Source organism: Oharaeibacter diazotrophicus (assembly GCF_004362745.1).
GTDB classification, from domain to species: domain Bacteria; phylum Pseudomonadota; class Alphaproteobacteria; order Rhizobiales; family Pleomorphomonadaceae; genus Oharaeibacter; species Oharaeibacter diazotrophicus.
The window spans coordinates 153,314-164,485 of the sequence record NZ_SNXY01000007.1 but is presented as its reverse complement, the minus strand read 5'-3'; the positions used below and the strand labels follow the sequence as shown (position 1 = coordinate 164,485).

Annotated in this window: 10 protein-coding genes; 4 read left to right on the top strand and 6 right to left on the bottom strand. The window is 69.2% G+C overall.

The features are described from left to right. Positions 1-12: 12 nt before the first annotated feature. Positions 13-1,014, top strand: coding sequence for a sugar-binding transcriptional regulator (locus tag EDD54_RS09275; protein ID WP_165644460.1), 1,002 nt, complete (start codon positions 13-15; stop codon positions 1,012-1,014). A gap of 64 nt (positions 1,015-1,078) precedes the next feature. Here EDD54_RS09275 and lepA read toward each other — a convergent pair whose 3' ends face one another. After that, complete coding sequence (gene lepA, locus EDD54_RS09270) at positions 1,079-2,884, bottom strand: translation elongation factor 4 (RefSeq protein WP_126540902.1); 1,806 nt, start codon at positions 2,882-2,884, stop codon at positions 1,079-1,081. 213 nt (positions 2,885-3,097) lie between these two features. On the opposite strand from lepA, the gene EDD54_RS09265 reads away from it, so the two are divergent. After that, positions 3,098-3,586, top strand: coding sequence for a MarR family transcriptional regulator (locus tag EDD54_RS09265; RefSeq protein ID WP_165644459.1), 489 nt, complete (start codon positions 3,098-3,100; stop codon positions 3,584-3,586). A 65-nt stretch (positions 3,587-3,651) separates the two neighbouring features. Here the strand turns inward: EDD54_RS09265 and EDD54_RS09260 are convergent, their stop codons facing one another. The 4 genes from EDD54_RS09260 to dnaK all read right to left on the bottom strand — a co-directional run bounded on the left by EDD54_RS09260 (position 3,652) and on the right by dnaK (position 8,051). Continuing rightward, the gene (locus tag EDD54_RS09260; RefSeq protein ID WP_126540900.1) at positions 3,652-4,278 is read right to left on the bottom strand and encodes a class I SAM-dependent methyltransferase; all 627 of its coding nucleotides are present in this window, start codon (positions 4,276-4,278) and stop codon (positions 3,652-3,654) included. A 151-nt stretch (positions 4,279-4,429) separates the two neighbouring features. After that, a complete protein-coding gene (dnaJ, locus tag EDD54_RS09255; RefSeq protein WP_126540899.1) occupies positions 4,430-5,584 on the bottom strand; it encodes a molecular chaperone DnaJ in 1,155 nt (384 codons plus the stop codon). 33 nt (positions 5,585-5,617) lie between these two features. After that, a complete protein-coding gene (locus EDD54_RS09250; protein ID WP_126540898.1) occupies positions 5,618-6,073 on the bottom strand; it encodes a hypothetical protein in 456 nt (151 codons plus the stop codon). A gap of 79 nt (positions 6,074-6,152) precedes the next feature. Then, the gene (gene dnaK, locus EDD54_RS09245; protein WP_126540897.1) at positions 6,153-8,051 is read right to left on the bottom strand and encodes a molecular chaperone DnaK; all 1,899 of its coding nucleotides are present in this window, start codon (positions 8,049-8,051) and stop codon (positions 6,153-6,155) included. A gap of 419 nt (positions 8,052-8,470) precedes the next feature. Here dnaK and EDD54_RS09240 point away from each other — a divergent pair, with 419 nt between their 5' ends. Both EDD54_RS09240 and olsB read left to right on the top strand, forming a co-directional pair. Beyond that, the gene (locus EDD54_RS09240) at positions 8,471-9,460 is read left to right on the top strand and encodes a TerC family protein (protein WP_126540896.1); all 990 of its coding nucleotides are present in this window, start codon (positions 8,471-8,473) and stop codon (positions 9,458-9,460) included. A gap of 266 nt (positions 9,461-9,726) precedes the next feature. Then, positions 9,727-10,674: a l-ornithine N(alpha)-acyltransferase gene (gene olsB, locus EDD54_RS09235; protein WP_425374991.1), complete on the top strand. Its 948-nt coding sequence runs from the start codon at positions 9,727-9,729 to the stop codon at positions 10,672-10,674. A 6-nt stretch (positions 10,675-10,680) separates the two neighbouring features. On the opposite strand, the gene EDD54_RS09230 is transcribed toward olsB, so the two are convergent. After that, the gene (locus tag EDD54_RS09230; protein ID WP_126540895.1) at positions 10,681-11,082 is read right to left on the bottom strand and encodes a GtrA family protein; all 402 of its coding nucleotides are present in this window, start codon (positions 11,080-11,082) and stop codon (positions 10,681-10,683) included. Between the last annotated feature and the right edge of the window lie 90 nt (positions 11,083-11,172).

Genomic DNA, 11,172 nt, shown 5'->3' with positions numbered 1-11,172 from the left:
GGAGACGGGCACGTGAGACGGGACGGGGCGGCGGCCGCGGCGGCCGGGGGCGTGAAGCGCAGCGTCGGTTCGTCGGCGCAGCTGGCGATGGATCCGGTGCTGGCGGCCGCGTGGCTCTACTTCGAGGAGGGCCTGAAGCAGGACGAAATCGCCGCCCGCCTCGGCATCTCCCGCGCCTCGGTGTTCAACCTGTTGCAGAAGGCGCGCGAGGAAGGCGTCGTCACCATCACGGTCGACGCCGGCCGGCTCGAACTGGTCGAGCTCGGCCTCGCCGTCGCCGAGCGCTTCGACATCCGCGAGTGCTTCGTTCTGCCGGCGGCCGAGACGGCGGAATCGCTGCACCACCGCATCGGCCGGCTCGGCGCCCGGGTGCTCGACCGCCGGGTCGTCGACGGCGACGTCCTCGGCGTCGCCTGGGGCCGAACTGTGATGGCGCTGTCGAAGGCGATCACCCAAGCGAGCCTCGCCAACGCCTCGGTGGCGCAGATCACCGGCTCGTCGCTCGCCACCTACGACTTCTCGCCGGAACTCTGCACCTCGAACATCGCGATCCGCCTCGGCGCACGCTGCATCAACCTGCACGCCCCCGGTCTCGTCTCGACCGCGGAGGTCAAGACGATCCTGATGCGCGAGCCGATCATCGACCAGCACTTCCAGCTGTTGCGCAGCTGCACCAAGACGCTGTTCGGCGTCACCCACCTCGGCAGCGAGACGCTGCTCGAGCACAGCGGCTTCATGTCCGACCGGATCCTGCGGGAATACACCGAGCTCGGCGCGGTGGGTTTCGTCGCCGGCCATTTCTTCGACATCGCCGGCCGGCCGGTCGTCACGGAACTCGACGGCCGCCACGTGGTGATGCCGCTCGCCGACTTCATGGCCGTGCCGGAGCGGATCTGCGTCGGCGGCGGCCCGGACAAGGGCCCCGCCATCGTCGGCATGTTGACCGGCGGCTACGCCAACGTGCTCGTCACCGACGAGGCGACCGCGCGCGACCTGATCGCGCGCACCGCCTGAGCGCGACGGAAACGATCGGGCGAGGCGATCGTGAGCCGGCTAAATCGACAGATCCGCCCGCCGATCAATCGTCCATCTTGAGGGCGGCGATGAAGGCTTCCTGCGGGATCTCGACCTTGCCGAACTGCCGCATGCGCTTCTTGCCTTCCTTCTGCTTCTCGAGCAGCTTGCGCTTGCGGGTGACGTCGCCGCCGTAGCACTTGGCGAGCACGTCCTTGCGCAGCGCCCGGATGGTCTCGCGGGCGATGATGCGGCCGCCGATCGCGGCCTGCACCGGGATCTGGAACATGTGCTGCGGGATCAGGTCCTTGAGCTTCTCGCACATGGCGCGGCCGCGCCGTTCGGCCTGGCTGCGGTGGACCAGCACCGAGAGCGCGTCGACCGGCTCGGCGTTGACCAGGATCTGCATCTTGACGAGGTCGCCGACCTTGTAGTCGGTCAGCTGGTAGTCGAACGAGGCATAGCCCTTCGAGATCGACTTCAGGCGGTCGTAGAAGTCGAACACCACCTCGTTGAGCGGCAGGTCGTAGGAGACCATGGCGCGGTTGCCGACGTAGGACAGGTCGACCTGAACGCCGCGGCGCTCCTGGCACAGTTTCAGGATCGAGCCGAGATATTCGTCCGGCGTCATGATCGCAGCCCGGATCCACGGCTCGGCGATCTCGGCGATCTTGACCGGATCCGGCATGTCGGCCGGATTGTGCAGCTCGATCTCGCTGCCGTCGGTCAGCTTCATCTTGTAGACGACGCTCGGCGCGGTCGCGATCAGGTCGAGGTTGAACTCGCGCTCCAGCCGCTCCTGGATGATCTCGAGGTGCAGGAGGCCGAGGAAGCCGCAGCGGAAGCCGAAACCGAGCGCGGCGGAGGATTCCATCTCGAAGGAGAAGCTGGCGTCGTTGAGGCGCAGCTTGCCGACGGCGGCGCGCAGGTCCTCGAACTCGGCGGCGTCGACCGGGAACAGCCCGCAGAACACCACCGGCTGGGCCGGCCGGAAGCCCGGCAGCGGCTCCGGCGTCGGCCGGCGCTCGTCGGTGATGGTATCGCCGACGGCGGTGTCCGCGACTTCCTTGATCGAGGCGGTGATGACGCCGACCTCGCCGGTGGAAAGCTCGTCGGTCAGCACCAGCTTCGGCGTGGTGTAGCCGACGCGGTCGACCTCGTAGACCGCACCGGTCCGCATCATGCGGACGCGCTGGCCCTTCTTCAGCACGCCGTCGACGATGCGCACCAGCACGACGACGCCGAGATAGGCGTCGTACCAGCTGTCGACCAGCATCGCCTTCAGCGGCGCCGCCGGATCGCCCTTCGGCGCCGGCAGGCGGTTGACGATCGCCTCCAGCACGCCCTCGATGTTGAGGCCGGTCTTGGCGGAGATCTCGACGGCCTCGGAGGCGTCGAGGCCGATGACGTCCTCGATCTGCTGCTTGACGCGCGCGGGCTCGGCGGCGGGCAGGTCGACCTTGTTGAGGATCGGCACGATCTCGTGGTCGTTGTCGATCGCCTGGTAGACGTTGGCGAGCGTCTGCGCCTCGACGCCCTGGGAGGCGTCGACCACCAGCAGCGACCCCTCGCAGGCCGCCAGCGAGCGCGACACCTCGTAGGCGAAGTCGACGTGGCCGGGCGTGTCCATCAGGTTGAGCGTGTAGGTCTCGCCGTTCTTCGCCTTGTAGGAGAGGCGGACCGTCTGCGCCTTGATCGTGATGCCGCGCTCGCGCTCGATGTCCATCGAGTCGAGGATCTGGTCCTTCATCTCCCGGTCGCTGACCGCTCCGGTCGCCTGGATCAGGCGATCGGCCAGCGTCGACTTGCCGTGGTCGATGTGGGCGATGATGGCGAAGTTGCGGATGTGCGAAATCGGGGCGCTCGTCATGGGCCGCTCCATAGCATCCGCGCAAACCCGCGCCAAGCGGTGCTTCCGCGGCGCGTCGGTCTGCCGGGCCGCACGACGCCCGGACGTCGTGCCGCACTGCATCCATTCTGCGCTTCCCATCCCCGCGCGTTAGGATAACGATGGTGCGCGGCACCTGCCGACGCGGACGCGGGGATGGTTGCCGTCGGCCATCTTGGGGGGACGATCGGTAGAATGGACGAGATGTCGCTCGCCAACAAGCTTGCGGCCCTGGCCCTCGCCGTGACCGAGGCCATGCTCTCGGGGGTGGAGGACCTGGCACCGTCGGCCATCGCCGCGCTGATCTCCATCCGCGAGGGTGCTCCGATGTCGATCGGCGAGATCGCGGCGGTGGTCGGCCTCACCCATTCCGCGGCGGTGCGCCTCGTCGACCGTCTCGAGAAGGAATGGCTGGTCCGCCGCCAGCGCCGGGTCGGCCGCGAGGTGATGGTCGAGATCACCAGCCGGGGCCGCCGTCGCGCCCAGCAACTGCAGGAGAACCGCCTCGCCGCGATGGCGCGCGTGTTGGCACCGCTCTCCGGCGAGGAACGTGCCGCGCTCGACGGCCTCGTCGACCGCGTCATCGGCGGCATCGCGCCGGCGACGGTGCCGGCCGCGCGCTTCTGCCGGATGTGCCGCCGCGACGGCTGTGACTGCGGCCTGCACGACCACGGGGAGGCCTGAGCACCGGCCTGGAGGCGCTCGTTCGCCGTGGCTTCCCGGGGGAGCCTCGGTCTGGCCGGCCGGCGTCAGCTCGGCAGCGGCGCCGACCGGTAGGTCCAGACCCGCGCGGGCGGCAGGTTCATCAGGATCCAGTCGCTGACGTCGAGCGACCAGCGGCCGCGTTCGGCCGGCACCGGCGGCACCAGGGCGTAGGAGAACTGCACGAAGGGCCGACCCGGCTCCAGGATCGACAGGCCCTCGGCGACGAGGTCGTGACGCTGCAGCGGCGGCCGGGTGAACAGCGGCAGGCTGGAGACGATCGCCGCGACCTCGCCGACGTCGTGCAGCGCCAGCGTGCGGCCGAGCGAATAGGCGTCGCCCTCGACGACGCGGACGCCGGGATAGCGGCGCGCCAGCAGCGTCGCGAAATCGGGATTGTACTCGATCGCGACGAGGCGATCGGGCGCGACGCCACGGGCGAGCAGGGCCGCGGTCACCGCGCCGGTGCCGGGACCGAGTTCGACCACCACCCCGGGCCAGGCCGGATCGACCTCGGCCGCCATGGCGCGGGCGAGCGCCCGGCCGGACGGGCTGACGGCACCGGTGGTCAGCGGTTTCGACGCCCAGGTCCGGATGAAGCGCATCTCGTCGGCGACCACCGCCTTCAGCGACCGGGAATCGGCCCCCGCCGCGCGACGCTTCAATCCGTGCATCTGGCACACTCCGCTTCGTCGGGGACGGGCCCTGTCGACGTTGGCCGCACGCTCGGCCCGGCCGATGTCGCTTTTATGGCGAGCCGTGTCCGATTCCGGCAAGCCGATTTGTCGGGCGCATTGCCGCGGAAGGCGCCACGGCGGCCGTGGATCAGCCGCCGAGGTTGTCGAAGAAGTCGCGCACCTTGGCGAAGAAGCCGGCCGATTCCGGGTGGGTGTCGCCGCTCGCGGACTTCTCGAATTCCTCGAGCAGCTCGCGCTGGCGCCGCGTCAGGTTCTGCGGCGTCTCCACCACCACGGTGATGTACATGTCGCCGGTGTCGCGCGAGCGCAGCACGGGCATGCCCTTGCCCTTGAGGCGGAACTGCTTGCCGGTCTGGGTGCCCTCGGGCACGCGCACCTTGGTCTTGCCGCCGTCGATGGTCGGCACGTCGAAGCCGCCGCCGAGCGCCGCCGTCGTCATCGAGATCGGCACGCGGCAGTAGAGGTCCGCACCGTCGCGCTGAAAGAACTCGTGCGGCTTCAGGCTGAGGAAGATGTAGAGGTCGCCGGCCGGTCCGCCGCGCAGGCCCGCCTCGCCCTCGCCGGCAAGCCGGATCCGGGTGCCGTCCTCGATGCCGGCGGGAATGTTGACCGAGAGCTTGCGCTCCTGCGTGGTGCGGCCGGTGCCGCCGCAGGCGTCGCAGGGGTCGGCGATGGTCTCGCCGCGGCCCTGGCAGGTCGGGCAGGTCCGCTCGATGGTGAAGAAGCCCTGGGAGGCACGCACCTTGCCGGCGCCGCCGCAGGTGCGGCACTGGGTCGGCTTCGAGCCGGGCTTGGCGCCCGAGCCGTCGCACTTGACGCAGGTGATCGAGGTCGGCACGTCGATCTCGACGGTCTTGCCGGCGAAGGCCTCCTCGAGCGAGATCTCGAGGTTGTAGCGCAGGTCCGCCCCGCGCTCGCGCCCGCCCGAACGCTGGCCGCCGCGGCGGCCGCCGCCCATGAACTCGCCGAAGATGTCGTCGAAGATGTCGGCCATCGAGGCGCCGAATCCGGCGTCGGCACCGGCACCGCCGAACGGCCCGCGCCCACCACCGCCGTTCTCGAAGGCGGCGTGGCCGAAGCGGTCGTAGGCCGCGCGCTTCTGCGGGTCCTTCAGGACCTCGTAGGCCTCGTTCGCCTCCTTGAACTTCGCCTCGGCGGTGGTGTCGCCGGGGTTGCGGTCCGGGTGCAGCTGCATGGCGAGCTTGCGGAAGGCGCTCTTCAGCTCCTTCTCGTCGGCGGTCTTGCCGACCCCGAGGACCTCGTAGTAGTCGCGCTTGGCCATGCTAACCTATCTGTTGTTCACGGTCTTTGTACTTCACTCGATGAAACCATCCAGGTCGGGAATCTTCTTTAGCTTCTGACACAAGATATTCCCGTTCCTCTTCCTCAAGTCCTCAAAATCGTCTCTTGCCTGCTCGGTAGCCCTCTGGTACCGATCGACGGCTGCTTTGGGAGGCTTAGTACCCCAAGCATCAAGAAGACGATTCACTCCTACCCAAGTGGTGGCCCCACCACATTCGCGTTGCGTAAGCAACGCCAATTCCAGCCGGTAAGCAAGCAGCATCGCCCGCTGTTCTTCGATGGTGAAGCCCTGACAAAAATCGAAACTGTCGCCCTGGGCGCAGAAATCTTGGAGCATCCACTCCGGCGGATCGAACCCCGGATAGCCGACCGGACCGTCATAGACGGGACCGAAGGTGGAGGAGGCCGGCTTCGATTGGCACCCGGCGAGCAACACGAAAAGGACGAAGACCGCCGACCGGCGCCGCATGACCCGCACCCTGTCCCCGCGGCCCAACCGAAAACGGTCGGCCCGGCCGCGGGATCAAAGTAGCAGAAGTGGCAGCGGGTCAAGCGCCCTTCTTGTCGTCCTTCACTTCCTCGAAGTCGGCGTCGACCACGTCGTCGCCCTGGGTGCCCGGCTGCTCCGCCGCGCCGCCCTGGGAGGCCGCGTACATCGCCTCGCCGAGCTTCATGGCCGCCTGGGCGAGCGTGTTGGTCTTCGCCTTGATGGTCTCGGCGTCGTTCGACTCCAGCGAGCCCTTGAGGTCGGCGATCGCCGTCTCGATCGCCGACTTGTCGGCGGCCGAGACCTTGGAGCCGTAGTCCGCCAGCGACTTCTCGGTCGAGTGGATCAGGCCCTCGGCCTGATTCTTCGCCTCGACCGCCTCGCGACGCTTCTTGTCCTCGGCCGAATGGGCCTCGGCATCCTTGACCATCTTCTCGATGTCGGCGTCCGACAGGCCGCCCGAGGCCTGGATGCGGATCTGCTGCTCCTTGCCGGTGCCCTTGTCCTTGGCCGACACGTTGACGATGCCGTTGGCGTCGATGTCGAAGGTCACCTCGATCTGCGGCACGCCGCGCGGCGCCGGCGGCAGGCCGACGAGGTCGAACTGGCCGAGCATCTTGTTGTCCGCGGCCATCTCGCGCTCGCCCTGGAAGACGCGGATCGTCACGGCGGTCTGGTTGTCCTCGGCGGTCGAGAACACCTGGCTCTTCTTGGTCGGGATCGTGGTGTTGCGGTCGATTAGGCGCGTGAACACGCCGCCGAGCGTCTCGATGCCGAGCGACAGCGGGGTGACGTCGAGCAGCAGCACGTCCTTGACGTCGCCCTGCAGCACGCCGGCCTGGATCGCGGCGCCGATCGCGACGACCTCGTCCGGGTTGACGCCCTTGTGCGGCTCCCGGCCGAAGAACTGCTTCACGATCTCCTGGATCTTCGGCATGCGGGTCATGCCGCCGACCAGCACCACCTCGTCGATCTGCCCGGCCGACAGGCCGGCGTCCTTGAGGGCCGCCTTGCAGGGATCGATCGTCTTCTGCACGAGGTCATCCACCAGCGCCTCGAACTTGGCGCGGGTGAGCTTCATCGTCAGGTGCTTCGGCCCCTTGGCGTCGGCGGTGATGAAGGGCAGGTTGATCTCGGTCTGCGTCGCCGACGACAGCTCGATCTTGGCCTTCTCCGCCGCTTCCTTCAGGCGCTGCAGGGCCAGCTTGTCGCCGCGCAGGTCGATGCCCTGCTCCTTCTGGAACTCGTCCGCCAGATAGGAGACGAGCCGCATGTCGAAGTCCTCGCCACCGAGGAAGGTGTCGCCGTTGGTCGACTTCACCTCGAACACGCCGTCGCCGATCTCGAGGATCGAGATGTCGAAGGTGCCGCCGCCGAGGTCGTAGACCGCGATGGTGCGCGACTTGTCGCCCTTGTCGAGGCCGTAGGCGAGCGCCGCCGCCGTCGGCTCGTTGATGATGCGCAGCACCTCGAGGCCGGCGATCTTGCCGGCGTCCTTGGTGGCCTGACGCTGGGCGTCGTTGAAGTAGGCGGGAACGGTGATGACGGCCTGGGTGACCGGCTGGCCGAGATAGGCCTCCGCGGTCTCCTTCATCTTGGTCAGCGTCATCGCCGAGATCTGGGACGGCGAGTACTTGGTGCCCTCGGACGACACCCAGGCGTCGCCGTTGTCGCCGCGCACGATCTCGTAGGGGACGAGCTTCTTGTCCTTGGCGACCATCGGGTCGTCGTAGCGGCGGCCGATCAGGCGCTTGACCGCGAAGAAGGTGTTCTCGGGGTTGGTCACCGCCTGGCGCTTGGCCGGCTGGCCGACCAAGCGCTCGCCGCCGTCGGCGAAGGCGACGATCGAGGGCGTCGTCCGCGCGCCCTCGGAATTCTCGATGACCTTGGCATTCTTGCCGTCCATCACGGCGACGCACGAGTTGGTCGTACCGAGGTCGATGCCGATGACCTTGCCCATGGTTCTCACTCCGCTCCAGCAGGCCGACCGGACCCCCTTCACCGAGGCGTCCGGAGATCGCCGCGCGATGCGGCCGGCCCCCATTAGAAACATTGGGTTTCCGCCCGACCGACCGGCCGGGCGCGTGTTTCGACGGGTATATAAGAGGGGCCTTTCCGGCCCGCAAGTCGGCCTTTCACACCGCCGTGACGGCACCCGCGCGCCCGTCCCGCCCGGCCGCGGCGGCGCGCGTGCGGGCCGGCGTCGGCGCTTTCACCGCGCCGGTACGTTTTTTCACCTAGCCGCCTCTTCCATCCGCCGCGCGCGCTTCCCACCTGAGCGGGGTTGAGGTGGTTCCGGGCCCCTCTGGCGCGTGCGGTCGGCGACGCGCGATGTCGGAACCGCGAGCGGACACACGCCGACATCCGCGATCCCGCCCCATGGAATTCCTGTATCTCGACTTTCTCGGCACGCCGGCTTGGATGTGGCTGGCCTTCCTCGGCGCCGTCGCCGTCCTCCTCCTGCTCGATCTCGGCGTCATGCACCGCGACGCCCGCGAGATCGGCATCCGCGAGAGCTTCCTGCTCTCCGGCTTCTACATCGCCCTCGGCCTCGCCTTCGGCGGCTGGCTCTGGTACGCCCGCGGCGAGGAGGCGGGCCTCGCCTACGTCACCGGCTTCGTGGTCGAGAAGTCGCTCGCGATGGACAACATCTTCGTCATCGCGATGATCTTCGCCTATTTCGGCATTCCCCGGATCCACCAGCACCGCGTGCTGCTGTGGGGCATCATCGGCGTGCTGGTGCTGCGCGGCATCATGATCGCGGCCGGCGCCGCCATCGTCGCCGAATTCTCGTGGGTGCTCTACGTCTTCGCCGCCTTCCTGATCCTCACCGGCGTCAAGATGATCATGGCGGCCGACGCCAGCCACGACGTCGGCTCCAACCCGCTGCTGAAGTGGGTGCGCCGCCGTCTGCCGGTGACCGACGACCTCCACGGCGACCGTTTCCTGGTCCGCCTGCCCGACCCCGCCACCGGCAAGCTCAAGACCTATCTGACGCCGCTCCTCCTGGCGCTGCTGATGGTCGAGTTCGCCGACGTGATCTTCGCGGTCGACTCGGTGCCGGCGATCTTCGCGATCACCACCGACCCCTACATCGTCTACACCTCCAACATCTTCGCCATCCTCGGCCTGCGCGCCCTCTACTTCGCGCTGTCCGCCCTGATGCACCGCTTCGTCTACCTGAAGTACGCCCTCGCCGTGCTCCTGATCTTCATCGGCTCGAAGATCTTCGCCGCCGACATGCTCGGCATCGCCAAGATCCCGCCGGCGGTCTCGCTCGGCGCGACCTTCGCGATCCTCGCCGCCGGCATCGGCGCCTCGCTGTGGCGCACCCGCGGCGACCGGGCCCTCGCCACCCGCGAGACCTGACGACGCCTGCGCGGGACCGGGCCCCCGCCTGGTCCCGCGCGCCCCGGCCCGGCCCTCTACCGGGTCGGCGGACCTCGGCGGCGGCGGGAAACCGCCGCCGTCATCTTTCCTTCAGCCGGCTGTCACGGAACCGCCGACAAGTTATGATCTGTCTAACCGACGGGTCGGAGCGGTGGTACCATCCGACGAACGACGGACGGACGATCGGGGGGACAGGTCACGTGGAGAAGAAGTCGGATCCGGCCCGCGTCGGCGCCATGGCCCGCATGCTGTCGCCCGCCCGCGCCCTCGCTCCCAAGGCGCTCGCCCGCCGCTTCGCCCCGCTGATCGCCGCGCCCGGCTCGGTCCCGGTCTCGCTCCCGAACCTCCTGCGCGCCGACGCCATCCGCCGGCCCCAGCCCGAGACGCTCGGGCGGATCGGCCCGCTCGAGGTGCGCCTCGCCCGTTCCCAGGGCGAGATCCGCGCCGCCCAGGCGCTTCGCTACGCCGTCTTCTACGAGGAGATGGCGGCGATCGCCGATCCCGCCACCCTCGCCTCGCGCCGCGACCGCGACGCCTTCGACGCGGTCTGCGACCATCTCCTGGTGCTCGACCACGACGACGTGCTGCAGCGCCGCTTCCGCAAGCCGATGCCGCGCATCGTCGGCACCTACCGCCTGCTCCGCCAGGAGGTCGCCGAGGCCCGGCAGGGCTTCTACTCCGCCGGCGAGTTCGATCTCGCGCCGCTGGTCGCCCGCCACCGAGATCTGCGCTTCCTCGAGCTCGGCCGCTCCTGCGTGCTGAAGCCCTACCGCAACAAGCGCACCGTCGAGCTGCTCTGGCACGGCATCTGGTCCTACGTGCTCTCCCACGGCCTCGACGTCATGATCGGCTGCGCCTCGCTCGAGGGCACCGACCCGGCCGCGCTGGCCCTGCCGCTGTCGTTCCTGCACCACAACGCGGGCGCCGCCGGCGAGTGGGCCGTGTCCGCGCTGCCGGAGCGGCGGGTCGACATGAACCTGATGCCGCGCGAGGCGATCGACACCCGCGCCGCCCTCCACGCCCTGCCGCCGCTGATCAAGGGCTATCTCCGCCTCGGTGCCCGCATCGGCGACGGCGCCGTGGTCGACCGCCAGTTCGGCACCACCGACGTCATGATCGTGCTGCCGGTCTCGGCGATCTCCTCGCGCTACGTCAGCTACTACGGCGCCGACGCCGGCCGTCACGCCGCCTGATCGCGGTCACGGTCGGCGCCGGAACACCAGCGTCGAATAGCCGAGATAGCTCAGCACCATCGCCGCCACCGAGGCGACGGCGACGGCGAGCGCCGGGCGTATCCCCGGTACAATGGTCAGCACCAGGGCGAAGACGGCGTAGTTGAACGCGGCGGCGCCGATCGCCACCGCGAAGTAGCGTCCGCCCTCGGCGAGCAGCGCCGCGCCGCGCCGGTCCGAGCGGAAGGTCAGGCGGCGGTTGAGGAGATAGGTCGTCGTCATCGCGAGCGCGATCGCCGCGACCCGTGCGCCGAGCGCCGGCAGCCCCGCCAGGACGAGGAGCTCGGTCGCGCCCGCGTCGACCGCGAAGCCGAGACCGCCGACCACCAGGAAGCGCGCGTAGCGCCCGAACCGATCCGCCGGCGTCATCGCGCCCGGCCCCGCGCGACGGTGCCGCGACGACGGCTCGGGATCGCGGCGGCGCGCTCGGCGGCGGTGGAGGGGTTGCGCATCGTGGTC

What these genes read in the sequence shown, in the direction of transcription:
- lepA (WP_126540902.1), bottom strand. Translation starts at nt 2,884, where the DNA reads ATGACGAGCGCCCCGATTTCGCACATCCGCAACTTCGCCATCATCGCC.
- EDD54_RS09265 (WP_165644459.1), top strand. Translation starts at nt 3,098, where the DNA reads ATGGACGAGATGTCGCTCGCCAACAAGCTTGCGGCCCTGGCCCTCGCC.
- EDD54_RS09260 (WP_126540900.1), bottom strand. Translation starts at nt 4,278, where the DNA reads ATGCACGGATTGAAGCGTCGCGCGGCGGGGGCCGATTCCCGGTCGCTG.
- dnaJ (WP_126540899.1), bottom strand. Translation starts at nt 5,584, where the DNA reads ATGGCCAAGCGCGACTACTACGAGGTCCTCGGGGTCGGCAAGACCGCC.
- EDD54_RS09250 (WP_126540898.1), bottom strand. Translation starts at nt 6,073, where the DNA reads ATGCGGCGCCGGTCGGCGGTCTTCGTCCTTTTCGTGTTGCTCGCCGGG.
- dnaK (WP_126540897.1), bottom strand. Translation starts at nt 8,051, where the DNA reads ATGGGCAAGGTCATCGGCATCGACCTCGGTACGACCAACTCGTGCGTC.
- EDD54_RS09240 (WP_126540896.1), top strand. Translation starts at nt 8,471, where the DNA reads ATGGAATTCCTGTATCTCGACTTTCTCGGCACGCCGGCTTGGATGTGG.
- olsB (WP_425374991.1), top strand. Translation starts at nt 9,727, where the DNA reads ATGCTGTCGCCCGCCCGCGCCCTCGCTCCCAAGGCGCTCGCCCGCCGC.
- EDD54_RS09230 (WP_126540895.1), bottom strand. Translation starts at nt 11,082, where the DNA reads ATGACGCCGGCGGATCGGTTCGGGCGCTACGCGCGCTTCCTGGTGGTC.